Raw genomic sequence first — 24,862 nt, 5'->3', positions numbered from 1 at the left:
GCGGATGAGAGGGCCCGCTGGATCCGTTCCGGCGATCAAATCAGTGCTCAGCCCTGGAGGGTGGCAACCTTGGAAGCCAGCGCCGACTTCTTGTTGGCGGCGGCGTTCTTGTGGATGACGCCCTTGGAGACGGCCTTGTCCAGCTGGCGGGAGGCGGCACGGGTCGCCACGGTCGCCTGCTCGACGTCGCCGGCGGCGACAGCCTCACGGGCCTTGCGAATCGCGGTCTTGAGCGAGGACTTGACGGCCTTGTTGCGCAGGCGCGCCTTCTCGTTCGTCTTGTTCCGCTTGATCTGGGACTTGATGTTCGCCACGAAAGAGCCTTTTCAGGATCGATGATCTTCGGGTTGTGTCCCTTCCCCGCGGCCCTTCGGGCCGGGAGGTGTGCCCAGAGAGGGAGGGCACGAGACACAGCTGCTCAGGCTACCAGCAGCTCCTCGGGCGGCCCAAACCGGGCACAGTCCCGTGCGCGTGGGACCATGGAGCCTACGTATCGATCCGACATCGACCCGAGCCGCGCCCGAGTCGAGCTCACCGACCCGGCGTCTGCCAAAGAATCAGGACCCTGCGTGCCCGCGACTCCTACCCACGTGCCCGAGCCGAGCCGTACCGCCCCGGCTCTGATCCGCAACTTCTGCATCATCGCGCACATCGACCACGGCAAGTCGACGCTTGCCGACCGGATGCTCCAGCTGACGGGTGTGGTCGAACAGCGGCAGATGCGCGCTCAGTACCTCGACCGGATGGACATCGAGCGCGAGCGCGGCATCACGATCAAGTCCCAGGCGGTCCGGTTGCCCTGGGCCCCCACCGAGGGAGAGGGTCAGGGGAAGACCCACATCCTCAACATGATCGACACTCCGGGCCACGTCGACTTCACCTATGAGGTGTCCCGGTCCCTGGCCGCCTGCGAGGGCACGGTCCTGCTGGTCGACGCGGCCCAGGGCATCGAGGCGCAGACCCTCGCCAACCTGTACCTGGCGATGGAGAACGACCTCGCCATCGTCCCGGTACTCAACAAGATCGATCTGCCGGCCGCCCAGCCGGAGAAGTTCGCGGAGGAGCTGGCGAACCTGGTCGGCTGCGACCCCGACGACGTGCTCAGGGTGTCCGCCAAGACGGGTCTCGGTGTCGAGGCGCTGCTCGACCGCGTGGTCAGGGAGGTCCCGGCCCCGGTCGGTGTGGCCGATGCCCCCGCCCGCGCGATGATCTTCGACTCCGTCTACGACTCGTACCGCGGTGTCGTCACCTACGTCCGCGTCATCGACGGCCAGCTCAACAAGCGTGAGCGCATCCGGATGATGTCCACGGGCGCCACCCACGAGCTGCTGGAGATCGGCACCAACTCGCCGGAGATGCTGCCGGCCGACGGGCTCGGAGTCGGCGAGGTGGGCTATCTGATCACCGGTGTGAAGGACGTCCGCCAGTCCAAGGTCGGTGACACGATCACCAGCCTGCACAAGGGCGCCACGGAGCCCCTCGGCGGCTACAAGGACCCGAAGCCGATGGTCTTCTCGGGGCTGTATCCGCTGGACGGCTCCGACTACCCCGAGCTGCGCGACGCCCTGGACAAGCTCCAGCTCAACGACGCCGCGCTGGTCTACGAGCCGGAGACGTCCGCGGCGCTGGGCTTCGGTTTCCGCGTGGGCTTCCTCGGTCTGCTGCACCTGGACGTGATCCGGGAGCGCCTCGAGCGCGAGTTCGGCCTGGACCTGATTGCCACCGCTCCCAACGTGGTCTACCGCGTGACCATGGAGGACGGCACCGAGCACACGGTCACCAATCCGAGCGAGTTCCCCGAGGGCAAGATCGCCGACGTCCACGAGCCGGTCGTTCGGGCCACGATTCTCGCGCCCAGCGAGTTCATCGGTTCGATCATGGAGCTCTGCCAGACCCGCCGGGGCACCCTTCTGGGCATGGACTACCTCTCCGAGGACCGGGTCGAGATCCGCTACACCCTGCCCCTCGCGGAGATCGTCTTCGACTTCTTCGACCAGCTGAAGTCCAAGACGCGCGGTTACGCGTCCCTCGACTACGAGCCCACCGGCGAGCAGGCGTCCAGCCTGGTCAAGGTGGACATCCTGCTGCACGGTGACAAGGTCGACGCCTTCTCGGCCATCACCCACAAGGACGCCGCCTACGCCTACGGTGTGCGGCTCGTCGCCAAGCTGCGCGAGCTCATTCCGCGGCAGGCGTTCGAGGTGCCCATCCAGGCGGCCATCGGCTCCCGGGTCATCGCCCGCGAGACCATCCGCGCCATCCGCAAGGATGTCCTCGCCAAGTGCTACGGCGGTGACATCTCCCGTAAGCGGAAGCTGCTGGAGAAGCAGAAGGAAGGCAAGAAGCGGATGAAGATGGTCGGTTCCGTGGAGGTCCCGCAGGAGGCCTTCATCGCGGTGCTGTCCAGCGACGAGGGCGGCAAGAGCAAGAAGTAGCCGACGCGTCCCCCCGGGTCCGGGAAAGGCGCCCGTCCCGTGCCGGGACAGGCGCCTTTCGGTCTTACGGAACCTCCTGGGCGGCAGATGCCTGAAGAGGGCATCGTTCCTACTCCAAACGGCGGATCCGCGTTCCGTTCGTTATGAAGCGGCAGCCCGCAGGCTCTTACGCGCCGGTCGAACGGGCTCTACCCTGAGCACGGCTCGATGGTTACTCGCCAGTTAAACAACCAGCCCGTCGTGCAGTGCTGCCGCCGGCCCGGAGGACGTCGTGAGCGAAACCCAGACCCTGATCGAGAACCGGCCACCCTCGGTGGCCGCCCTCTTCACCGAGCGCGTGGCAGCCACGCCGGACGGCGAGGCCTACCGCTATCCGGTGCCCTCCGCCTCGGGCTCGGGGCCCGACGACTGGAAGTCCCTTAGCTGGGGCCAGGCCGCCGAGCGGGTCTACGCCATCGCGGCCGGGCTGATCGAACTCGGGGTGAACCCCGAGGACCGGGTCGCCCTCGCCTCCTCCACCCGGGTCGAGTGGATCCTCGCCGACCTGGGCGTGATGTGCGCAGGCGGCGCGACCACGACGGTCTACCCCTCGACCAACGCCGAGGAGTCGGCGTACATCCTCTCCGACTCCGAGAGCCGGGTGCTGATCGCGGAGGACGCCTCCCAGCTGGCCAAGGCGCGCGAGAAGCGCGCCGAACTGCCCGAGCTGAAGCACGTCGTCGTCATCGACCCCGCCGGTGTGGAGCCGGACGCCGCCGACCCGGAGGGTTGGGTCCTCACCCTGGCCGACCTGGAGGCGCGCGGCGCGAAATACCTCGCCAAGCACCCGGAGGCCGTCCAGGAGAGGGTCGCGGCGATCACCGCCGACCAGTTGGCGACGCTCATCTACACCTCCGGCACCACCGGACGCCCCAAGGGTGTGCGGCTGCCGCACGACAACTGGTCCTACATGGCCAGGGCCACCGCCGCGACCGGCCTCATCACCAAGGAGGACGTGCAGTACCTCTGGTTGCCGCTCGCCCATGTCTTCGGCAAGGTGCTGACCTCCGGACAGATCGAGGTCGGCCATGTCACCGCGGTCGACGGCCGGGTCGACAAGATCATCGAAAATCTGCCGGTCGTCCAGCCCACGTACATGGCGGCCGTGCCCCGCATCTTCGAGAAGGTCTACAACGGAGTCGCGGCCAAGGCCCGGGCCGGCGGCGGCGCCAAGTACAAGATCTTCCAGTGGGCCGCCGGCGTCGCCCGTGAGTACGCCAAGGTCACTCAGGACAACTTCCGCCGCACCGGCAGGGCGTCGGCCCCCTTCGGGCTGAGCGCCAAGCACAAGATCGCCGACACCCTCGTCTACGCCAAGCTCCGCGAGGCCTTCGGCGGCCGGCTGCGCGCCGCCGTCTCCGGCTCCGCCGCGCTCGCGCCGGACATCGGCTACTTCTTCGCCGGCGCCGGCATCCACATCCTGGAGGGCTACGGCCTCACCGAGTCCAGCGCCGCCTCCTTCATCAACCCGGGCGAGGCCTACCGCACCGGCACGGTCGGCAAGCCCGTTCCGGGGTGCGAGGTGCGCATCGCCGACGACGGCGAGATCCTGCTCCGCGGCCCCGGGATCATGGAGGGCTACCACAACCTGCCCGAGAAGACCGCCGAGGTCCTCGAGTCCGACGGCTGGTTCCACACCGGCGACATCGGTGAACTGTCCGCCGACGGCTACCTGCGGATCACGGACCGCAAGAAGGACCTGATCAAGACGTCCGGTGGCAAGTACATCGCGCCCGCCGAGGTCGAGGGCCAGTTCAAGGCGGTGTGCCCGTTCGTCTCCAACATCCTGGTGCACGGCGCGGACCGTAACTTCTGCACCGCGCTGATCGCCCTGGACGAGCCGACGATCCTCGGCTGGGCCGAGGAGAACGGCCTGGGCGGCAAGAGCTACGCCGAGGTCGTCGCCTCCCCGCAGGCCGAGCAGCTCATCGAGGGCTATGTGAAGCGCCTCAACGAGGGGCTCCAGCGCTGGCAGACCATCAAGAAGTTCCGGCTGCTCCCGCGTGACCTGGACATCGAGCACGGCGAACTGACGCCCAGCCTCAAGCTGAAGCGCCCGGTCGTGGAGCGCGAGTACAAGGACCTGATCGAGGACATGTACGCCGGGTCCCGCGAGGCGTAGCCGTACGGCACGAGCGACCGGGCGGAAGCGCGGGAGCGGCATCCGACGGGCCGGCATCGGCCGGCCCGTCGGGGCCTTCCGCCGCTTCCGCCCGTGCTTTTTACTCGTTCCTGCCTGTTTCGATCCTGTTTCGTTCCAACCACTTCGGTGACTCGGTGCTTATGAGTGCCCTCGGTCTGTCACTCTGTCGGTGTCATAAGCGGCGCACGCCAGCACCGACCAGGAGCCGCAGGTGGGGTCCATTCCGATGCAGCGCGAAACCGGCAACAGATCGATGCCCGTGTGGCCGGCACGGTCCGACCCCAGGCTGGTCGCGCACACCAGCCTGCCCGGCAACCTCCTCGCCCCGGCCGCCGGGCGCCGCTTCGTGCGCGACGCCGTGGCCGAGTGGACCGGGCTGGGATTCCTGGCAGCAGGCCGCTGCGCCGACCGGCTCGCCGACGAGGCGGCCGTCGTCGTCAGCGAGCTCGTCACCAACGCCGTCGTGCACGCCGGTACGGCGGCGGAACTGTTCTGCCGCTTCGAGGAGCCGACGCACGAGGAACCGGCCGCACTGGTGGTCGAGGTCTCCGACCACCACCCCGCCAGTGGCGTGACCGGCGGTACGCACAGCGCCGACCAGTCGGGCACCCCCGACTACGGCCGCGGCCTCCACCTCGTCGCCTCCCTCGCGGAACGCTGGGGCGTCACCTTCCACGCCGCGCTCAAGACGGTGTGGGCCCGGCTTCCGCTCGACGGTCGTGACGTCCGGCCGGCCGCCGCGTTCTCCGACCCACCCGCGCGCCCTGTCGCGCCCCGTGCCGAGGCGTTCGCCACGGGGCGCGGCGGACGTGACGACCTCGAATGGGCGAGCCGCGGGGCGCCCGCGTTTCTCGCCGAGGCGTCGGACCTGCTCGCCGGTCAGCTGGACGAGGACATGGTCGCGGCGCTGGCCGGTCAGCTGCTGGTGCCCCGGCTCGCCGACCGGTGCGCGATCTGGCTGGACGGCGGGGGCACAGGGCACGGCCCCGGGGCCCGGACAGGCGGGGCCGGGGCAGCATCGAGGCTCGTCGGGGTATGGCACAGCGACGAATCGCGGGTGGAGCCGCTGCGGGAGGCGCTGGGCGAGGAGCCGCCCGTGCTGCCGGACGCGCCGGACGGCGGGCCGCTGCGGGTGACGTGGCCGGACCGGACGCCTCCCCACGACCCGCCCGACCCCGCGACGGCAGGCTCGAGCACCGGCCCCGCGAGGGACCCGGACGGCGCCGGCCTCGAGGCGGGAGGGGGAGGCGCACGCACCGCCCTGGCGTACCCCCTCCGCGCCGGAGGCCGATGGCTCGGGGTACTGCTCGTGGCCCAGCACGGCACGGAACCCGTCCCCGCCGAGGTCGCCGCGCTCGTCGAGGACTTCGCCCGGCGGGTCGCCCTGGCCGTCGGCGCCGCACGCCGGTACACCCGGCAGGCCACCATCAGCCGGGTCCTCCAGCGTGGCCTGCTCCCCAGCCGGGTGGGGCAGATCCCCGGCGTCGACACCTTCCTGGTCTACGAGCCAAGCGACGAGGGGGTGGCCGGCGGCGACTTCTACGACGTCTTCCCCGCCGGATCCGGCGACCGCTGGTGCTTCATGCTCGGCGACGTCCAGGGCAGCGGGCCCGAGGCCGCAGTCGTCACCGGACTCGCCAGGCCCTGGCTGCGGCTGCTCGCCCGCGAGGGCTACGAGGTCGGCCAGGTCCTCGACCGGCTCAACGGCCTGCTGCTCGACGACGCGATGGAGGCGGCGGAGGCGACGGCGCTGCTGGTCGCCGGCGGACACGGACCCGGTCTGCCGGACGGCCAGCACTCCCGCTTCCTGTCGCTGCTCTACGGCGAGGTGGTGCCCTCGCCGTCCGGCGACGGCGGCGCCCGCTGCACCCTGGCCAGCGCCGGACACCCGCTGCCCCTGCTGCTCCGCCCCGACGGCACGGTCAGCGCCCTGGCCGAGCCTCAGGTGCTGCTCGGTGTCGTCGACGACGTCGCGTACCAGAGCCACACCTTCGATCTGGAGCCCGGTGACACGCTGCTGTGCGTCACCGACGGGGTGACCGAGCGCCGCTCCGGGGCGCGGATGTTCGACGACGAGGACGGCCTGGCGGCGGTCCTCTCCGGGTGCGCCGGGCTCTCGGCACAGGGTGTCGCCGAGCGGATCAGGGCCGCGGTGCACGCCTTCGCGCCGATTCCGCCGGGCGACGACCTGGCGTTGCTGGTGCTCCAGACGGGATGGTCCGGTGCGTGACGGACAATGGGGGGCATGCCTTCCGTACTGCCTGACGGCGAGCCCATGCCCGAGGACGGCGCGCTGCCCGCGTCCGCCCTGCACGGGGCCGGAGCCCGGCCGCTGGCCTTCTACCTGCACGTGCCGTACTGCGCGACGCGCTGCGGCTACTGCGACTTCAACACCTACACGGCCACCGAGCTGCGTGGCTCCGGCGGAGTGCTCGCCTCCCGCGACAACTACGCGGAAACCCTCGCCGACGAGGTCCGCCTCGCCCGCAAGGTCCTCGGGGACGACCCGCGGCCGGTGAAGACGGTCTTCGTCGGCGGTGGCACGCCGACGCTGTTGGCGGCCGGTGATCTCGTACGGATGCTGGACGTGGTCCGCCAGGAGTTCGGCCTCGCCGACGACGCGGAGGTGACCACGGAGGCGAACCCGGAGTCGGTCGACCCGGCCTATCTGACGGCTCTGCGGGAGGGCGGCTTCAACCGGATCTCCTTCGGCATGCAGAGCGCCCGCCGGCACGTGCTGAAGGTGCTCGACCGCACCCACACCCCGGGCCGGCCGGAGGCGTGCGTCGGGGAGGCCCGGGCGGCGGGCTTCGACCATGTGAACCTCGACCTGATCTACGGCACCCCTGGCGAGAGCGACGACGACTGGCGGGCCTCGCTGGAGGCAGCCGTCGGCGCGGGACCGGACCATGTCTCCGCGTACGCGCTGATCGTCGAGGAGGGCACACAGCTCGCGCGGCGGATCCGGCGCGGCGAGGTCCCGATGACCGACGACGACGTCCACGCGGACCGCTATCTGATCGCCGACGAAATCCTCGGCTCGGCCGGCTTCGACTGGTACGAGGTCTCGAACTGGGCCACCACAGAGGCGGGCCGCTGCCTGCACAACGAGCTGTACTGGCGCGGAGCCGACTGGTGGGGCGCGGGACCCGGGGCGCACAGCCATGTGGGCGGCGTGCGCTGGTGGAACGTGAAGCACCCGGGGGCGTACGCGGCCGCGCTGGCGGAGGGCCGTTCGCCGGGCGCGGGCCGCGAGGTCCTCTCGGACGAGGACCGCCGCGTCGAGCGGATCCTGCTGGAGTTGCGGCTGCGCGAGGGCGTGCCGCTGTCCCTGCTGCGCACGGCCGGTCTGGCCGCCGCCGGGCGGGCGTTTTCCGACGGTCTGCTGGAGGCGGCCCCCTACGGGGAGGGCCGCGCCGTCCTGACGCTGCGCGGGCGGCTGCTGGCGGACGGGGTGGTGCGGGACCTGGTGGACTGATCAGTCACCGCTCGACCTGGGGCCGGACACGTCGGAGTTCGCGACCCTGCCCGGTGATCAGACAGGCTCGGTCACGAAGTCGATCAACTCCTCCACCCGTCCCAGCAACGACGGCTCCAGGTCCTTGTAGCTCGTCACCTTCGACAGGATGTGCTGCCAGGTCGCGCCCGTGTTCTCCGGCCAGCCGAGCGCCCGGCACACGCCCTTCTTCCAGTCCTGGCCCCTCGGGACCGCCGGCCACGCCGGAATGCCCACGGAGGACGGCTTCACCGCCTCCCACACGTCGACGTACGGGTGGCCGACCACCAGCACGTGCGGATGGGTCACCGACGCCGCGATACGGGACTCCTTCGAGCCCTCGACCAGATGATCCACCAGGACGCCGAGGCGGGCGTCGGGGCCGGGGGCGAAGTCCGCGACGATCGACGGCAGGTCGTCGACGCCCTCCAGATACTCCACCACCACACCCTCGATCCGCAGGTCGTCGCCCCACACCCGCTCCACCAGCTCCGCGTCGTGGCGGCCCTCCACATAGATCCGGCCCGCCCGGGCGACCCTCGCCCGTGCGCCGGGCACGGCGATCGAGCCGGAGGCCGTACGGGAAGGCCTGGCCGGGCCCGCCGCAGCCGGGCGGACCAGGGTGACGACCTTGCCCTCCAGCAGAAAGCCGCGCGGCTCGAGCGGGAAGACCCGGTGCTTGCCGAAGCGGTCCTCCAGGGTCACCGTCCCGGCCTCGCAGCGGATCACCGCGCCGCAGAAGCCGGTCGACACCTCCTCGACCACCAGATCCGGCTCGGCCGGCACCTCGGGGACGGGCTTCGACCGCTTCCACGGCGGCGTGAGATCAGGGCTGTAGCTGCGCATTCGAATGACGATACGGCCACCCGCCGCTACGACACACCGAAACGCGCAGCCAGTTCGTCGCGCTGGGCCCGTACGAACGCCGCGTCCACGGCCGCGCCGTGCCCGGGGACGTACACCGCGTCCTCGCCGCCCAGATCCAGCAGCCGGTCCAGCGCGGCGGGCCACCGGGCCGTGATGGCGTCCCGCCCCGCCTGCGGTTCGCCGGACTCCTCCACCAGGTCGCCGCAGAACACCACCTCCGGCTCGCCCGGTACCAGCAGCGCCAGGTCGTGGCCCGAGTGCCCCGGCCCCACGTTCGCCAGCAGCACCTGACGGCCGCCCAGCTCGAGCGTCCACTCACCGCACACCGGATGGTGCGGCGCCACCAGCAGGTCGGCCGCCTCGGCCGCCTCGTCGGCCGCGACCCCGTGCCGTACCGCGTCGGCCCGGATCGCGTCCCGTTCCCGGCGCAGCAGCGCGTCCAGGCCCACCGCACCGTAGACCTCGGCGCCGGCGAAGGCCGCGGTGCCCAGCACGTGGTCGAAATGGGGATGGCTCAGTGCGATGTGCGTCACCCTGCGGCCGCCCAGCAACGCCTGCACCTGGGCCCGCACCTCCGCCCCCTCGCGGAGCGTCGAGCCCGTGTCGTACAGCAGCACGGCGTCCGCGCCCACCACCACGCCGACGGTCGCGTCCCAGCCCGGCAGGCGGCGGCGGCCGACTCCGAGGGCAAGCCGTTCCCAGCCGAAGTCTTCCCAACTGACGTCCATACGGCGACGCTATCCCCATCACATCCCCGCCGACCTGTGCGGGCCGCGCCCCGAAGCGTGTCCGACCGCATGGTCTGCCACCCTTGCTACCCGTGTACCCCGCAGCCGTACACTGGCCGGGGAATGTTGGCACTCGGACACAGTGAGTGCCAGACCACACACCGAGGAACCACAGCTTGGAGGTGCGCGAATGCTCAGCGAACGCAGGCTCGAGGTGCTGCGCGCCATCGTCCAGGACTACGTCGGCACCGAGGAACCCGTCGGCTCCAAGGCTCTCACCGAGCGGCACAAGCTCGGCGTCTCCCCGGCCACCGTCCGCAACGACATGGCCGTGCTGGAGGAGGAGGGCTTCATCGCCCAGCCGCACACCAGCGCGGGACGGATCCCCACCGACAAGGGGTACCGGTTGTTCGTCGACCGGCTGGCGGGCGTCAAGCCGCTGTCGTCGCCCGAGCGCCGCGCCATCCAGAACTTCCTGGACGGGGCGGTCGACCTCGACGACGTCGTGGGGCGCACGGTCCGGCTGCTGGCGCAGCTGACGCGGCAGGTCGCCGTCGTCCAGTACCCCTCACTGACCCGGTCCACGGTCCGGCATGTGGAACTCCTCTCCCTCGCGCCCGCCCGCGTGATGCTCGTGCTGATCACGGACACCGGCCGGGTGGAGCAGCGCATGATCGACTGCCCCGCGCCGTTCGGCGACACCTCGCTCGCGGACCTGCGGGCCCGGCTGAACAGCCGGGTCGTGGGACGCCGCTTCGCGGATGTGCCGCACCTGGTGCAGGATCTTCCCGAATCGTTCGAGCACGAGGACCGCGGCACCGTCTCCACGGTGCTCTCCACCCTGCTGGAGACCCTGGTCGAGGAGACCGAGGAGCGGCTGGTGATCGGCGGAACCGCCAATCTGACCCGCTTCGCGCATGACTTCCCGCTGACCATCCGGCCGGTGCTGGAGGCGCTCGAGGAGCATGTGGTGCTCCTCAAGCTGCTCGGGGAGGCCAAGGAATCGGGCGGTATGGGCATGACCGTACGGATCGGTCATGAGAACGCCCACGAAGGACTCAACTCCACGTCCGTGGTCGCTGTCGGCTACGGTTCGGGCGACGAGGCAGTCGCCAAACTCGGCGTGGTCGGACCGACCCGCATGGACTACCCCGGAACGATGGGAGCGGTACGCGCAGTGGCACGTTACGTCGGACAGATCCTGGCGGAGTCGTAAGTGGCCACGGACTACTACGCCGTACTCGGCGTACGCCGCGACGCATCGCAGGACGAGATCAAGAAGGCCTTTCGCCGTCTCGCGCGCGAACTCCACCCGGACGTGAATCCGGACCCGAAGACGCAGGAGCGCTTCAAGGAGATCAACGCCGCGTACGAGGTGCTCTCGGACCCGCAGAAGAAGCAGGTCTACGACCTCGGCGGAGACCCGCTCTCGCAGGCCGGAGGAGGCGGCGCGGGCGGCTTCGGCGCGGGTGGCTTCGGCAACTTCTCCGACATCATGGACGCGTTCTTCGGTACGGCGTCGCAGCGGGGGCCCCGCTCGCGGACCCGGCGCGGCCAGGACGCGATGATCCGCCTGGAGGTCGAGCTCAACGAGGCGGCCTTCGGCACCACGAAGGACATCCAGGTCGACACGGCCGTCGTCTGCACGACCTGTTCGGGCGAGGGGGCTGCGCCGGGGACCGCGGCGCAGACGTGTGACATGTGCCGCGGGCGCGGTGAGGTCTCGCAGGTGACGCGGTCCTTCCTCGGCCAGGTCATGACCTCCCGGCCCTGCCCGCAGTGCCAGGGCTTCGGCACGGTCGTGCCGACGCCGTGCCCCGAGTGCGCCGGCGACGGCCGGGTGCGCTCGCGGCGCACCCTGACGGTGAAGATCCCGGCCGGCGTCGACAACGGCACGCGGATCCAGCTCGCGGGCGAGGGCGAGGTCGGCCCAGGCGGCGGCCCCGCCGGCGACCTGTACGTCGAGATCCACGAGGTCGCCCACCCCGTCTTCCAGCGGCGCGGCGACGATCTGCACTGCACGGTGACGATCCCCATGACGGCGGCGGCGCTGGGCACGAAGTGCCCGCTCGAGACGCTCGACGGCATGGAGGAGGTCGACATCCGCCCCGGCACCCAGTCCGGCCAGTCGATCCCGCTGCACGGGCGCGGCATCACCCACCTTCGGGGCGGCGGGCGCGGCGACCTGATCGTGCACGTCGAGGTGACGACGCCGACGAAGCTGGACGTGGAGCAGGAGCGGCTGCTGCGGGACCTGGCGAAGCTGCGGGGCGAGGAGCGGCCGACGGGTCAGTTCCAGCCGGGGCAGCAGGGCTTGTTCTCGCGCCTGAAGGACGCGTTCAACGGGCGCTAGCCCGCGGGTGCGCCTGCGGCCGGCGTGTTGCCTACCCAGCAGCCTCCCCCCACGCCGCCAGGCGTGGGGGGAGGCTGCTGGGCCCTCGACCGCGCTCCGCGGGGTGTTCTCGGGGCTCGCCCCCGTACCCGCGGCGGCGTTCGAGGACACCGCGCGGAGCGACGTCCGGGGGCCCGGGGCGCCTCCGACACGGCGGCCGCACGGGGGTGCAGCGGGATGGGAGTACCACCCACGCCGCCAGGCGTGAGTGGAGGGCGGGGTGGGGAAAGCGCTCCGCGCAGCGGCCATGCCTCCACCCCGGAACGGGGGATTCGGCCCCGCCGCAGCGACATGGCACGATGCCTGCATGTTCTCCCCGCTGACCGATCTCTGCCGTCACCCGATCGTGCAGGCCCCCATGGCCGGCGGCGCTTCCTGCCCCCACCTGGCGGCGGCCGTGTCCGAGACCGGCGGGCTGGGTTTCCTCGCCGCCGGGTACAAGACGGCGGACGGGATGTACCAGGAGATCAACCAGGTCCGCGGACTCACCGCCGCCCCCTTCGGCGTCAACCTGTTCATGCCGCAGCCCGGCACCGCCGACCCCGCCGCGGTGGGCGTCTACCGGGATCAGCTGGCCGGTGAGTCGACCTGGTACGAGACGCCGCTCGGCGACCCGGACAGCGGACGGGACGACGGCTACGAGGCGAAGCTGGCGATACTGCTCGACGACCCGGTGCCGGTGGTCTCGTTCACCTTCGGCTGCCCGACCCGCAATGTGCTGGAGTCCTTCACCAGGGCGGGCACGTTCACGATCGTGACCGTGACCACGCCGGAGGAGGCGCAGGCCGCCCAGTGGGCCGGTGCGGACGCCGTGTGTGTGCAGGGCATCGAGGCCGGCGGCCACCAGGGCACGCACCGGGACGACCCCGCGGCCGACGGCTCCGGCTACGGCCTGTTCACGCTTCTCGAACTGGTGCGGGGGACCGTGGAGTTGCCCATGATCGCCGCCGGCGGCCTGATGCGCGGCAGCCAGGTCGCCGCCGCCCTGGTGGCCGGCGCGAGCGCCGCGCAGCTCGGCACGGCGTTCCTGGTGTGCCCCGAGTCGGGCGCGCACGCTCTGCACAAGCAGGCGATGACGAATCCCCTGTTCGTCCGCACCGAACTGACCCGCGCCTTCTCCGGGCGGCCCGCGCGGGGCCTGGTCAACCGGTTCATGCGGGAGCACGGGCCGTACGCGCCGGCCGCGTACCCCGATGTGCACCATCTGACGAGCGGTCTGCGCAAGGCCGCGGCGAAGGCGGGCGACGCCCAGGGCATGGCACTGTGGGCCGGCCAGGGGCACCGGCTGGTGCGTGAGATGCCCGCCGCCCAGCTGGTGGGGGTGCTTGCCGCGGAGGTCGACTCGGCACGCGCCGCGTTCGCGCACGGCGGTGGTGTGTGATGACCGCTCCTGTCTTTCTGGTCGAGTCGCTCGAAGGTGTCGCACCGGGCGCGTCCGTCACCCTCGACGGGCCCGAGGGGCGGCACGCGGTCTCCGTGCGCAGACTCCAGCCCGGTGAGGAGATCGTCCTCACGGACGGCCACGGCCGGGGGGCCTCGGGGGAGGTCCTGTCCACCGAGGGCAAGGACCGCCTGGTGGTCGGGGTGCGCGAGTGCCCCGAGGAGCCGGAGCCGGCGCCCCGCATCACCGTCGTACAGGCCCTCCCGAAGGGCGACCGCGGTGAACTCGCCGTGGAGACCATGACGGAGACCGGTGTGGACGCCGTCGTACCGTGGGCCGCAGCGCGCTGCATCACCCAGTGGAGGGGTGAGCGCGGGGCCAAGTCGCTGGCCAAGTGGCGGGCGACGGCCCGCGAGGCGGGCAAGCAGTCACGCCGGCTGCGTTTGCCCGAGGTCGCGGAGAGCGCCACCACCAAGCAGGTGGCGGAGCTTCTGGCCGCGGCCGACTTCGCGGCGGTGCTCCACGAGGAGGGCGCGCAGCCGCTCGCGACCGCGGAGCTTCCGGCGGAGGGCTCGATCGTGCTGGTGGTCGGTCCCGAGGGTGGTGTGTCCCCGGAGGAACTGGCCGTGTTCGCGCAGGCGGGCGCGAAGCCGTACCGGCTGGGCCGTACCGTCCTGCGCACCTCCACGGCCGGCACGGCGGCGGCCGCGCTTCTGCTGGGCCGCACCGGACGCTGGTCCTGACCCGGGCCCCGGAGCGGACCTCACTCCGCGGGACCACCCGGGACGGGGGCCGTCACCGTGCCGAACAGCGGCCACCCGTCGACCTCCGACCTCCGTAGTGCCCCGCACGGGCCGGCAGCAGCCCGCCGGCCGCGGCGTCCAACGACCGCCTTGCCATGCCCGGTTCGCGAAGATTGAGCCAGGCGCCGTGCGAGGCGACCGCGCCCGACTCCCAGTAGCCCTCGGAGAGGAGCCGGCCAGGGCTCTCCCGAAAGGTGATCGCCGGCCCCTCCTGGGTGCCTTCGCGTCGAAGGGACAGCGTCGTGCGGCACTCGGGGGCCTTTGCCCCGCGAGGGTGCCGATGCCGTACGGACCGGATGTAGGCGGTCTCCCCGTCGCACCAGTCGGCGCACACGTTCGAGGTTCTTGGCCATGGCGCGACCGTACGGGCCGGACCTGGCCACAACCACTCTTTTCCGCGCGGGCCGTTGCTGGCACTCTGGCCTCATGCCCGCCCGGACAAGAGCGCGGCGCGCCCTCGCCGCAACCGCCGCCGCAGCAGCGGCAGTCGGCGCCCTGGCTGCCTGCGAACCCACCGCCGGCGGCCTCAACTCCGCCGCCGTGGCCTTCACCACTGACCGGACCGCGACCAGCACCCTCGAGCGACTGAGGTTCGACGTCGCATGGCTCAGCTGCACCGCCAAGGCCGACGGCGGCGCGGCGACGGGAAGCCGCTCGGCGTCACCGTCCGCTGCGACCCGGGCCACCGTGGACTGTCAGGGGGAGACCCGTGCCGGTCAGGACATCACCGTCACCGGGGAGGTGACGGAGGAACTGGCGGGGAAGTGCGTCCGCGGGAACCTGACCGCCAGGATCGAGAAGAAGATCGTGTTTCAGGCGACGATGCTGGGAGACTGCTCCGCCGCACCGAGCACGACCCCCGCCGATCCCGGGCGTCCGCAGCCCACGGTCACCGTCACCGTGACGGAAACCGTCACCGCTGTTCCGGCCAAGTGATCCAAAACCCTCGCCCCGGGTCTCCTGCCTGCCTAGGGTGACAGTGTGACGCACCCTGCCTACCTCCGGTATCCGCATCTGCACGGTGATCTGATCGCCTTCACCGCCGAGGACGACGTCTGGGTGGCGCCGCTCGACGGCGGCCGGGCGTGGCGCGTGAGCGCCGACAACATGCCCGTGAACCATCCCCGGATCTCCCCCGACGGCACCCACATCGCCTGGTCCTCGTACCGGGACGGCCCGCCGGAGGTGCACGTCGCTCCCGTCGACGGCGGCCCGTCGGACCGGCTCACCCACTGGGGCAGTTACCGGACCTCGGTACGGGGCTGGACTCCGGACGGCCGCGTACTTGCGCTTTCCACCCAGGGGCAGGCGTCCCTGCGCCGCAGTTGGGCGCACGCGGTGCCGCTCGACGGCGGCCCCGCCGCCCGGCTCCCGTACGGGCCGGTCGGCCACGTCGCGTACGGCAAGCACACGCTGCTGCTGTCGGCCACCATGGGCCGCGAGGCCGCCGCCTGGAAGCGCTACCGCGGCGGCACGGCGGGCAAGTTGTGGATCGACCGGGAGGACGAGGGGGAGTTCGTACGCCTCCACGAGGACATCGACGGGAACATCGAGTATCCGCTCTGGGCGGGCGGCCGCGTCGCGTTCCTCTCCGACCACGAGGGTGTCGGCGCCCTGTACTCGTCCCTGCCCGACGGCTCCGACCTGCGCCGCCACACCGGTCTCGACGGCTTCTACGCCCGCCACGCCGCGACCGACGGCACCCGGGTCGCCTACGCGAGCGCCGGCGAGCTGTGGCTCCTCGACAACCTGGACGGCGCCGAACCGCGCCGGCTGGACATCCGGCTCGGCGGCCAGCGCACCGATCTGCAGCCCCGCCCGATCGACGCCGCCGACCACCTCGGCGCCGCCGCCCCGGACCACACCGGCCGCGGCAGCGCCGTCGAGATCCGCGGCGGCATCCACTGGGTCACCCACCGTGAAGGGCCCGCCCGTTCGCTCGCCGTCGAGCCCGGCGTACGCGCCAGGATGCCGCGCACGTTCAGCGCCGACGGCGAGCAGCACGTGGTCTGGGTGACCGACGCGGAGGGCGACGACGCGCTCGAGTTCGCGCCCGCCACCGGCACCGCCGCCGGCGCCACGCCGCGCAGGCTCGCCGCCGGCCGGCTCGGTCGCGTGCTGAGCCTGGCCGTCGCCCCCGACGGCAGCCGCGCCGCCGTCGCCTCGCACGACGGCCGGGTGCTGCTCGTCGAGCGTGAGACCGGCGAGGTGCGCGAGGTCGACCGCAGCGAGCACGGTGACGCCGACGGGCTCGTCTTCTCCCCCGACTCGGCCTGGCTCGCCTGGTCGCACCCCGGCCCCAGTCCGCTGCGGCAGATCAAACTCGCCAACACAGGTGACCTGACCGTCTCCGAGGCGACGCAGCTGCGCTTCGCCGATTTCCAGCCGGCCTTCACCCTCGACGGCAAACACCTCGCCTTCCTCTCCGAGCGTGCCTTCGACCCCGTCTACGACGCGCACGTCTTCGACCTGGCCTTCGTCGGCGGCTGCCGGCCGCACCTGATCACCCTGGCGGCCACCACACCCTCGCCGTTCGGGCCGCAGCGCCACGGCAGGGCCTTCGACTCCGACAAGGACAACGCGCAGGACCAGGACGACAGCGCCGAGCCCGTCACCCGCATCGACCTCGACGGACTCGCCGACCGCATAGTGCCGTTCCCGGTCGAGGCCGCCAGCTACTCCACGCTGCGCGCCGCCAAGGACGGCCTGCTGTGGCTGCGCCACCCGCTGCGCGGCGTCCTCGGCGCCACCCGCGCCACCCCCGACGACCCGGAGCCGAGGACCACCCTGGAGCGGTACGACCTCGGGCAGCAGCGCGTCGAGGAACTCTCCTCCGACGCCTCGTACTTCCGCGTCAGCGGCGACGGCAAGCGGGTCCTGCTGTTCACCGGCGGCAAGCTCAGGGTCGTCCCCAGTGACCGCGAGGTCTCCCACGACGACAGCGACGGCGACGGCGGTGCGAGCGTCACCGTCGATCTGTCCCGGGTGCGTCGCACCGTCGAACCCGCTGCCGAATGGCGGCAGATGTACGACGAGGCCGGGCGCCTCATGCGCGACCACTTCTGGCTGCCCGACCTCGGCGGCGTCGACTGGGAGGGCGTCCTCGATCGCTACCGGCCCGTCCTCGACCGGGTCGCGACCCACGACGACCTCGTGGACCTCCTGTGGGAGGTCCAGGGAGAGCTGGGCACCTCGCACGCGTACGTCATGCCGCACGGCGGCCACGGTGACGCGTCCACCCGGCAGGGCCTCCTCGGCGCGGACATCTCCCGTACGGACGACGGCACATGGCGTATCGACCGCATCCTGCCGTCCGAGACCTCCGACCCCCACGCGCACTCGCCGCTCGCCGCGCCCGGCGTGGCCCTGCGCGCCGGCGACACGCTGCTCGCCGTGGACGGCCGGCCCGTCGACCCCGTCAGGGGCCCGGGGCCGCTGCTCGTAGGGGCAGCCGGCAAACCCGTCGAACTGACCGTCTCCCCGACCGGCGGCGGCGATCCACGGCACGCCGTCGTCGTCCCCCTCGCCGACGAGGAACCCCTCCGCTACCACGCGTGGGTCGCCGACCGGCGCGCCTACGTCCACGAGAAGTCCGGCGGCCGTCTCGGCTATCTGCACGTCCCCGACATGCAGGCGCCCGGCTGGGCGCAGATCCACCGCGACCTGCGGGTCGAGGTGGCGAAGGACGGGCTCGTCGTCGACGTACGCGAGAACCGCGGCGGACACACGTCCCAGCTCGTCGTCGAGAAACTGGCCCGCCGCATCGTCGGCTGGGACCTGCCGCGCGGCATGCAGCCGTCCAGCTACCCGCTGGACGCGCCGCGCGGCCCGGTCGTCGCCGTCGCCAACGAGTTCTCCGGCTCCGACGGCGACATCGTCAACGCGGCGATCAAGGCCCTCGGTATCGGGCCCGTCGTCGGCACGCGCACGTGGGGCGGCGTGGTCGGCATCGACAGCCGCTACTCCCTGGTGGACGGCACGCTGGTCACCCAGCCGAAGTACGCCTTCTGGCTGGAGGGCTACGGCTGGGACGTGGAGAACCGGGGCGTCGACCCGGACGTCGAGGTCGTCGCGACACCACAGGACCAGGCGGCGGGGCGCGACCCCCAACTGGACGAGGCGATCCGCCTCGCGCTGTCCTCCCTCGCGGAAACCCCACCGAAGCAGCCGCCGTCGCTGCCGTAGTGCTGCGCTTCGCCGGCCCGGGGCAGGTTCTTGGGCGTGGCCCGGTCCGGGCGCCGCGTTTCCGGGCGGGGCCCGGTCGGTCCGTGCTGCGTCCTGGTACCGCTCCGGGGACATGGCCGGGGCGGGGAGACGTCCCCCGCCCTCCCCCTACGCCTGGTGATGCGGGGGTACCCGAACTCCGACCGCGGCGGCGCCGCAGGGAGACCGAGGACACCGCGAAGCGCGGTACGGGGTCCTGGGCCTGCCGTCACGCGGCGGAGCCGCGTTCGGTACCGCGGGGCGGGGAAACAGCCGCGCGCAGCGGCCCGGTCCGCCCCGCCACGGCCGCACCACGTCCCCGGCCCCGAAGGGCCCGATAGCATGCGGGGCGGAAGTGATCGCAGCGCGAGGAGGCTTTCCCGAATGGCCGGAGAACCGCAGGCGGACTGCCTGTTCTGCAAGATCGTTGCCGGGGAGGTGCCCGCCACCGTCGTACGCGAGACGGAGACGACCCTCGCGTTCCGCGACATAAACCCCCAGGCGCCCACCCACGTCCTCGTCATCCCCAAGGCGCACTACGCGGACGCCGCCGCCCTCGCCGCCGGCGCCCCGCAGTTGGCCGCCGACATGCTCCGCGAGGCCGGTGAGGTCGCGGCGGACGACAAGACGGCCGAGAGCGGCTATCGCATCGTCCTCAACACCGGTTCGGGCGCCGGCCAGACCGTCTTCCACGCGCACGCGCACGTCCTCGGAGGCCGCGGCCTCGAGTGGCCCCCCGGATAGACGGAAGCAACGCGCCTTGTCCGTACGTGAACTCGTGGTGCTGGGCACCGCCAGCCAGGTTCCGACCCGGCACCGCAACCACAACGGCTATCTGCTGCGCTGGGACGGTGAGGGCCTGCTCTTCGACCCGGGGGAGGGCACGCAGCGCCAGATGCTGCGTGCCGGTGTGACCGCGCACGACATCAACCGGATCTGTGTCACGCACTTCCACGGTGACCACTCCCTCGGTGTCGCGGGGGTGATCCAGCGGATCAATCTGGACCAGGTCCCGCACCCGGTGTCCGCGCACTACCCGAAGAGCGGGCAGCGTTTCTTCGACCGGCTGCGGTACGCGACGGCGTACCGGGAGACGGTGAAGCTCAAAGAGGTTCCGGTCTCGGCAGACGGCGTCGTCGCGAGCACGGCCGGCTACACCCTGCACGCGCACAAGCTGTCGCACCCCGTCGAGTCGTACGGCTACCGACTCGTCGAGCCGGACGGCCGCCGGATGCTGGCGGAGCGGCTTGCTGCGCACGGCATCAAGGGCCCGGACGTGGGCCGGATCCAGCGTGACGGCGTGCTGGACGGGGTCACACTGGACGAGGTGAGCGAGGTCCGCCGAGGGCAGCGGTTCGCGTTCGTGATGGACACCCGGCTCTGCGACGGCGTGTACACACTGGCCGAGGGCTGCGACATGCTGGTCATCGAGTCGACGTTCCTCGACGAGGACGGACAACTGGCCGTCGAGCACGGTCATCTGACGGCCGGCCAGGCCGGCAGGGTGGCGCAGGAGGCGGGCGTGCGCCACCTCGTGCTGACGCACTTCTCGCAGCGCTACACCGATGCTGCGGCCGAGTTCGAGCGGCAGGCCAGGGCGGCCGCCGGGTTCGACGGTGAGGTGACCGTCGCCAGGGACCTGTCGCGCATTCCCGTGCCGAAGCGGTCCTGAGGCTCGGACCCGGAGGTGCTGCCCGGCCTAGGATGTGATCATGCCCCTCCCCAAGGCAGAGCTCCACCTTCACATCGAAGGCACCTTGGAGCCCGAGCTCGCCTTCGCTCTCGCCGGGCGCAACGGCGTCGAGCTGCCGTTCGCGGACGCCGACGCCCTGCGCCATGCCTATCTGTTCAAGGATCTGCAGTCCTTTCTCGACCTGTACTACGGGCTGATGACGGTGCTGCGCACCGAGGAGGACTTCGCGGACCTGGTCGACGGCTATCTGGAGCGCGCCGCCGCGCAGGGGGTACGGCACGCGGAGATCTTCTTCGACCCGCAGGCGCACACCGCGCGGGGCGTCCCGATCGGCACGGTCGTGGAGGGGCTGGCGCGTTCGCTCGACCGGGCGGAGGAGCGGTACGGCGTCTCCACCCGGCTGATCATGTGTTTTCTGCGGGACCAGCCGGCCGGGTCGGCGCTCGCCACGCTGGAGGCGGCGAAGCCGTATCTGCACCGGATCACCGGCGTGGGCCTGGACTCCGCCGAGGCCGGTCATCCGCCGTCGAAGTTCCGTGAGGTGTACGAGGCGGCCGCCGCCCTCGGCCTGCGCAAGGTCGCGCACGCCGGCGAGGAGGGGCCGCCGGCGTACATCAGGGAGGCACTGGACGTCCTCGGCGTGGAGCGCATCGACCACGGGCTGCGCTGCATGGAGGACGCGGAGCTGGTGGCGCGGCTGGCGCGTGAGCGGATCCCGCTGACGCTGTGTCCACTGTCGAACGTACGGCTTCGCGCGGTCGACGTGCTGGAGGACCATCCGCTGGCGCGGATGATGGCTGCCGGTCTGATGTGCACGGTGAACTCAGACGACCCGGCGTACTTCGGTGGCTACGTCGGCGACACCTTCCACGCGGTGCACGAGGCGCTCGGGCTGGGCGACGAGCAGCTGCGGGAGCTGGCCCGCAACTCGTTCCTGGCGTCGTTCCTGGACGACGACGAGGAGCGCCGCGCGCGGTATCTGGCCGAGGTGGAGGAGTACGAGTTCGAGCACGCCCGTTAGGGCAGGCCGGCCGAGGGCCGGACCTGCCCCGTGGGCTCAGTCCCGGTGGGGCCGGTCCAGCCGGCCGGTACGTGCGCGACGCGCACCCGCTGCGGGTGGTCGCCCACGGCGACGGTGGCGACCTTCTTCCCGGTGGCGAAGTCGATCGCGCTGACCGCGTCGGCGCCGCTCTCGGAGACGACGCAGGACTTGCCGTCCCCGCTGACGGTGGCCCAGTAGGGCTTGGACGCGGGCACCAGCGGGCTCTCCTCGAGGGTGGCCCGGTCGACGACGGTTGCGTAGTCGTCCATCGTTCCGGCGATGCAGAGCTTGTCGCCCCGGGGGCTCATGGACATGCCGTGGTGGCGGGAGTCGTTGACCCAGGTGGTGCGGTCCTCGCTGGTCGCCGGGTTCTTCGGGAGGGTCTTGCTCCGGGTGATCGTGTCGGTCGCCACGTCGTACTCGAGGAAGCCGTTGAAGAACGACACCTGGAAGTAGAGCGTGGATTCGTCGGGGGTGAAGGCGACGGGCCGGATGGAGTCGGAGAGGTCCTTGCGGCCGAAGGCGTCGAGCCGTTCGCGCATGTCGATGACCTTGATTCGCTCGAAGTTCTGCGTGTCGACGACGGTGATGCGGCGGTCTCCCTTGGTCCAGTCCAGCCAGGGCGCGTCCAGCGCGGTGTTGACCTCACCGATGGACATGTTCCACAGGTACCGGCCGCCGTCGGTGAAGACGTTCTCGTGCGGCTTGTCGCCGGTCTTGAAGGACCCGGTCTGTTCGCCGGTCACGATGTCGAGGACGTGCACGGTGTTGGACGTCGAGGCGGAGACGGCGACCCGCGTGCCGTCGGGGGAGACGGCCATGTGGTCGGAGCGGAAGCCGGAGACGGGGAAACGCCAGTTGATCCTGCCGGTGGCGAGGTCGATCGAGACGACGTCGGCGAAGCTGGGCCGGGACACGACCATGGCGGACCCGTCGGGGGTCGAGTACATGTCATCGACGAACTGGTCGTGACCCTCGCCGGGGCCTTGGCGGATGCCGAGGAAGAAGGCCAGCTTCAGCGGGTTGAGGTAGATCTCCTTCAGCCGCTCGTCCTTGTCGGGAACGACGTTGATCCGGCCGATCCTCGCGAAGTCGCCCCGGGCCTCGATGACATCGGCGGTGCCGTCCCAGTTGTTGCCGACGAACATCACCTCCCGCAGGCCCGCGGTCCGGTCGCCCGTGGGGTCCGGGGCGTCCGCGGCGGTCGCAGTCACCGGAGCGGTGGCGGTCAGAGCCAGTGCGGCGAGGGCCGCACCCACGGCCCGCCTGGTGCTGGACTGGGACATCGTCGTTCCTTCCAAGGGGGCGGCCGCTGTGCGGGCGCAGTCTGAAAACGGAACCGTTCAGATTGGGCTACTGGAAAGTAACGAGCGGTGGCAGGCGTCACAAGACTCCGGACACGCCGAAACACGAAAATGGGTCCGCGAACGTCGAGGGAGGCGCCAGTGGCAGGCAGGGTCCGACCGGCGACCGGCCGTTATGGAGGCAGGTCGGCAGAGGAACGCCGGGCCGAGCGCCGCCGCCGCTTCCTCGACGCGGGCCTCCAGCTCTTCGGTGACGCACCGGGCTACCGCGCGACGACCGTCGCGGCGCTGAGCGAGGCGGCCGGGCTCTCCACCCGTCAGTTCTACGAGGAGTTCCGGACCCTCGAGGACGTGCTCGCCGCGCTGCACCTCGAGGTCAACGACTGGGCGGAGGAAGCCGCGCTCGCAGCGCTCGCACAGGCGGCCCACCTGCCGGTGGCGGAGCGGGCGGCGGCGGTCTTCCGCGCGTACGCGGCGAACGTGACGGGTGATCCACGGCGCATCCGGATCTCGTTCCTCGAGATCATCGGGGTCAGCTCGCAGATGGAGAGGCAGCGGCTGGCGCGCCGGGCGCGGTGGGTGGACTTCATCTGCGCGGAGGCGGCGCGCGCCGTCGAGCGGGGGGAGGCGGAGCCGCGCGACTACCGGGTCGCGGCGGCCGCGTTCATCGGCAGCGTCAACGGGCTGCTCCACGACTGGACGGTCGGATGGGTGGACGCGACGCTGGACGACCTCGTCGACGAACTGGTCCGGATGCTGCTCGGCATCCTCCGCCCGGTGGCCCTTTAGTGCCCTCGTCGGGATCACGGCGGGCTCGCGTGGCCCGGCACGCCCTCCCAGCAGCGTCGGCGCGCCCCGGGCACGGACGGCGCTCCGTGGCCTGCGGGTCCGCCTGCGGTCAGCTGTCGGTGCCGTCGGGCAGACTGGCTTGAACTGCACCACGTACGGGAGCGCTCACGGTGACCACTCGCAACGGAGAGCAACTGACGCGGTCGGACTCGCCCGACCCCCTCGCGACCACCCGCCTCGACACCGCCGGGGCCACGTGTCTCGACCCCCTCGCCGCCCTCCGGACGCCCGGCGATCCCGACTGCGACGTCTATCTCACCGGCAGCGTCTTCCTCGACATCATCTTCACCGGCCTCGACTCCGCCCCCGTGCGCGGCACGGAGTCGTGGGCCCGCGGCATGGGCTCCAGCCCCGGCGGCGTCGCCAACATGGCCACCGCCCTCGCCCGCCTCGGGCTGCGTACGTCCCTCGCCGCCGCCTTCGGCGACGACCACTACGGCGAGTACTGCTGGGATGCCCTCGAGCAGGGCGAGGGAATCGACCTGGCCCTGTCCCGCACCGTCCCCGGCTGGCACTCCCCGGTCACGGTCTCCATGGCGTACGAGGGCGAGCGCACCATGGTCTCCCACGGCCACGAGGCCCCGCCGTCCGAGTCGGCCCCCGACTGCCCGCCCCCCGCCCGTGCCGCGGTCGCCTCCCTCACGCCGGGCACCCGTGCGGAGTGGATCGCCCAGGCCGCGCGCGAGGGCACCCGGATCTTCGCCGACGTCGGCTGGGACGAGTCGGGCCGCTGGCACCCGGACGACCTGGCCGACCTGGAGCACTGCGAGGCCTTCCTGCCGAACGCAGCGGAGGCCATGCGCTACACCCGCACCGACTGCCCGCGTGCCGCGGCCCGCGCCCTCGCCGACCGGGTGCCGCTCGCCGTCGTCACTCTCGGCGCCGAGGGTGCCTGTGCCGTGGACGGTGGCACCGGCGAGAGCGCCGAGGTCCCCGCCATCCAGGTGGAGGCGCTGGACCCGACGGGCGCCGGGGACGTGTTCGTGGCCGGGTTCGTCACCGGCACGCTGGCGGGCTGGCCGCTCGCCGACCGGCTCGCCTTCGCCGGCCTGACCGCGGCCCTGTCCGTGCAGGAGTTCGGCGGATCGCTGTCCGCGCCCGGCTGGTCGGAGGTCGCGGCCTGGTGGCAGTCCGTCCAGGCCGTGCCCGCCCAGGATCCGGCAGCCCTGCGTCGGTACGGCTTCCTGGAGCGGCTGTTGCCCGCAGCGGCCAGGCCTTGGCCGCTGCGCCGCGCGGTCCCCACGATCGGCTTCGGTCGCTCGGCCTGAGGCGGAGAGGGGCCCGCAGGCCTGAGGCGGAGAGGGCCCCGCACACGGGCACGCGAGGGTCCCGCACGAGGCCGGTGCGAGCCTGCGCGGCCGTGCGGGCCCCATGCTCCTGCCGAAAAAACCTTCGGCCTTGTCAGTGGCACGTCGTACCCTGGATGTTCCAGAGGTTGTCGAGCAGCGAGAACCCTGCAACGGGAGGTATGTGCAGGCCACAGAGCC

The 24,862-nt window shown here is 71.8% G+C and carries 19 protein-coding genes; 15 read left to right on the top strand and 4 right to left on the bottom strand.

What is annotated here, in order from left to right:
* Positions 1-47 precede the first annotated feature (47 nt).
* Positions 48-314, bottom strand: coding sequence for a 30S ribosomal protein S20 (gene rpsT / locus IE198_RS05155; RefSeq protein WP_189883121.1), 267 nt, complete (start codon positions 312-314; stop codon positions 48-50).
* A 255-nt stretch (positions 315-569) separates the two neighbouring features.
* On the opposite strand from rpsT, the gene lepA reads away from it, so the two are divergent.
* The 4 genes from lepA (at position 570) to hemW (ending at position 8,095) form a co-directional block, all read left to right on the top strand.
* Positions 570-2,435 (top strand): translation elongation factor 4, encoded by a 1,866-nt coding sequence (lepA, locus tag IE198_RS05150; RefSeq protein ID WP_189883119.1) that lies wholly within the window; start codon positions 570-572, stop codon positions 2,433-2,435.
* 271 nt (positions 2,436-2,706) lie between these two features.
* Positions 2,707-4,596, top strand: coding sequence for an AMP-dependent synthetase/ligase (locus IE198_RS05145; protein WP_189883117.1), 1,890 nt, complete (start codon positions 2,707-2,709; stop codon positions 4,594-4,596).
* Positions 4,597-4,843: 247 nt separating this feature from the next.
* The gene (locus IE198_RS05140) at positions 4,844-6,847 is read left to right on the top strand and encodes a SpoIIE family protein phosphatase (RefSeq protein WP_189883667.1); all 2,004 of its coding nucleotides are present in this window, start codon (positions 4,844-4,846) and stop codon (positions 6,845-6,847) included.
* Positions 6,848-6,862: 15 nt separating this feature from the next.
* The gene (gene hemW / locus IE198_RS05135) at positions 6,863-8,095 is read left to right on the top strand and encodes a radical SAM family heme chaperone HemW (protein WP_189883115.1); all 1,233 of its coding nucleotides are present in this window, start codon (positions 6,863-6,865) and stop codon (positions 8,093-8,095) included.
* 57 nt (positions 8,096-8,152) lie between these two features.
* Here the strand turns inward: hemW and IE198_RS05130 are convergent, their stop codons facing one another.
* The gene (locus IE198_RS05130) at positions 8,153-8,959 is read right to left on the bottom strand and encodes a DUF3097 domain-containing protein (RefSeq protein WP_189883113.1); all 807 of its coding nucleotides are present in this window, start codon (positions 8,957-8,959) and stop codon (positions 8,153-8,155) included.
* A gap of 26 nt (positions 8,960-8,985) precedes the next feature.
* A complete protein-coding gene (locus IE198_RS05125; protein ID WP_189883111.1) occupies positions 8,986-9,708 on the bottom strand; it encodes an MBL fold metallo-hydrolase in 723 nt (240 codons plus the stop codon).
* Positions 9,709-9,898: 190 nt separating this feature from the next.
* On the opposite strand from IE198_RS05125, the gene hrcA reads away from it, so the two are divergent.
* From hrcA to IE198_RS05080, 9 genes are all read left to right on the top strand, one after another.
* Positions 9,899-10,924 carry a heat-inducible transcriptional repressor HrcA gene (gene hrcA, locus IE198_RS05120; RefSeq protein ID WP_189883109.1) on the top strand — a complete coding sequence of 342 codons (1,026 nt, stop codon included), beginning with the start codon at positions 9,899-9,901 and terminating at the stop codon, positions 10,922-10,924.
* Entirely contained in the window at positions 10,925-12,061 is a 1,137-nt protein-coding gene (gene dnaJ / locus IE198_RS05115; protein WP_189883107.1) for a molecular chaperone DnaJ, read from the top strand. It begins immediately after the preceding gene.
* A gap of 346 nt (positions 12,062-12,407) precedes the next feature.
* Complete coding sequence (locus IE198_RS05110) at positions 12,408-13,481, top strand: nitronate monooxygenase (RefSeq protein ID WP_189883106.1); 1,074 nt, start codon at positions 12,408-12,410, stop codon at positions 13,479-13,481.
* Positions 13,481-14,224, top strand: a complete 744-nt coding sequence (locus tag IE198_RS05105; protein WP_189883103.1) for a 16S rRNA (uracil(1498)-N(3))-methyltransferase — start codon at positions 13,481-13,483, stop codon at positions 14,222-14,224. The genes IE198_RS05110 and IE198_RS05105 overlap by 1 nt, the downstream gene beginning before the upstream one ends.
* A gap of 486 nt (positions 14,225-14,710) precedes the next feature.
* The gene (locus IE198_RS05100) at positions 14,711-15,220 is read left to right on the top strand and encodes a hypothetical protein (RefSeq protein ID WP_189883101.1); all 510 of its coding nucleotides are present in this window, start codon (positions 14,711-14,713) and stop codon (positions 15,218-15,220) included.
* A 45-nt stretch (positions 15,221-15,265) separates the two neighbouring features.
* The gene (locus tag IE198_RS05095) at positions 15,266-18,469 is read left to right on the top strand and encodes a S41 family peptidase (RefSeq protein WP_189883099.1); all 3,204 of its coding nucleotides are present in this window, start codon (positions 15,266-15,268) and stop codon (positions 18,467-18,469) included.
* Positions 18,470-18,871: 402 nt separating this feature from the next.
* A complete protein-coding gene (locus IE198_RS05090) occupies positions 18,872-19,231 on the top strand; it encodes a histidine triad nucleotide-binding protein (RefSeq protein ID WP_189883096.1) in 360 nt (119 codons plus the stop codon).
* 16 nt (positions 19,232-19,247) lie between these two features.
* Positions 19,248-20,159, top strand: a complete 912-nt coding sequence (locus IE198_RS05085; protein WP_189883094.1) for a ribonuclease Z — start codon at positions 19,248-19,250, stop codon at positions 20,157-20,159.
* Positions 20,160-20,199: 40 nt separating this feature from the next.
* Positions 20,200-21,201, top strand: a complete 1,002-nt coding sequence (locus IE198_RS05080; protein ID WP_189883092.1) for an adenosine deaminase — start codon at positions 20,200-20,202, stop codon at positions 21,199-21,201.
* Here IE198_RS05080 and IE198_RS05075 read toward each other — a convergent pair.
* Positions 21,198-22,508, bottom strand: coding sequence for a YncE family protein (locus tag IE198_RS05075; RefSeq protein ID WP_189883090.1), 1,311 nt, complete (start codon positions 22,506-22,508; stop codon positions 21,198-21,200). The two genes, IE198_RS05080 and IE198_RS05075, sit on opposite strands and share 4 nt — an antisense overlap.
* A gap of 159 nt (positions 22,509-22,667) precedes the next feature.
* Here IE198_RS05075 and IE198_RS05070 point away from each other — a divergent pair, with 159 nt between their 5' ends.
* Complete coding sequence (locus IE198_RS05070) at positions 22,668-23,315, top strand: TetR/AcrR family transcriptional regulator (protein ID WP_189883088.1); 648 nt, start codon at positions 22,668-22,670, stop codon at positions 23,313-23,315.
* 170 nt (positions 23,316-23,485) lie between these two features.
* Positions 23,486-24,643, top strand: coding sequence for a PfkB family carbohydrate kinase (locus IE198_RS05065; protein ID WP_229833750.1), 1,158 nt, complete (start codon positions 23,486-23,488; stop codon positions 24,641-24,643).
* Positions 24,644-24,862 lie beyond the last annotated feature (219 nt).

The organism is Streptomyces xantholiticus, assembly GCF_014651015.1.
Taxonomy (GTDB): domain Bacteria; phylum Actinomycetota; class Actinomycetes; order Streptomycetales; family Streptomycetaceae; genus Streptomyces; species Streptomyces xantholiticus.
The sequence above is the reverse complement of the archived record's forward strand: the minus strand, read 5'-3'. Positions and strand labels throughout refer to the sequence as shown.